General features: G+C 51.7%; 1 protein-coding gene. It reads right to left on the bottom strand.

The annotated features are described in order from the left end of the window. Positions 1–719: CLIPPER-2 domain-containing protein (locus MM213_RS20740; RefSeq protein WP_439647577.1), on the bottom strand; the 719-nt coding region annotated here is incomplete at both ends.

Raw genomic sequence — 719 nt, 5'->3', positions numbered from 1 at the left:
TCTTCTACCTCAATATTGGTCAGGGTAACATTRCCATTGTTGCTCACTACTATCGTGTACGCTATCACATCGTCAACAGCACTGAACTGGGTCAGGGCAGCGTCGCCGTTGATTGAACTCAACGTCTTTTCTACCGATAGCGACGGGTTCAAGACAGGACCGTCTACTTCCTCTTCATCTGTCGCAGGATCTGTAGGCTCGCCGTCAGGATCTGTGCCCGTTGCGCTCGCTACATTCAATACGCTGCCTGAATCGATATCTGCCTGTGTTACTGTATAGGTCGTCGTAAAGGTCTCACTGTCACCAGGAGCCAATACTGCTATCGTCTCGCTCAGACCTGTCAATGGATCGTTAACCGCAACATTGGTCAGGGTAACATTGCCATCGTTGCCCACTTCTATACTGTACGCAATCACATCGCCAACAGCACTGAAGCTTGTCGCTCCCGCATCGCCGTTCACCGACGTGGCAGTCTTCACTACCRMTAGCGATGGGTTCAAGACAGGACCGTCTACTTCCTCTTCATCAGTCGTAGGATCCGTAGGATCGCCGTCAGGATCTGTGCCCGTCGCGCTCGCTACATTCAATACGCTGCCGCCATCGATATCTGCCTGTGTTACTGTATAGGTCGTCGTAAAGGTCTCACTGTCACCAGGAGCCAATACTGCTATCGTCTCGCTCAGGCCTGTCAATGGATCGTTAACCGCAACATTGGTCAA

The sequence above is a fragment of the Belliella alkalica genome, assembly GCF_022549785.1.
Lineage (GTDB): Bacteria > Bacteroidota > Bacteroidia > Cytophagales > Cyclobacteriaceae > Belliella > Belliella alkalica.
The sequence above is the reverse complement of the archived record's forward strand: the minus strand, read 5'-3'. Positions and strand labels throughout refer to the sequence as shown.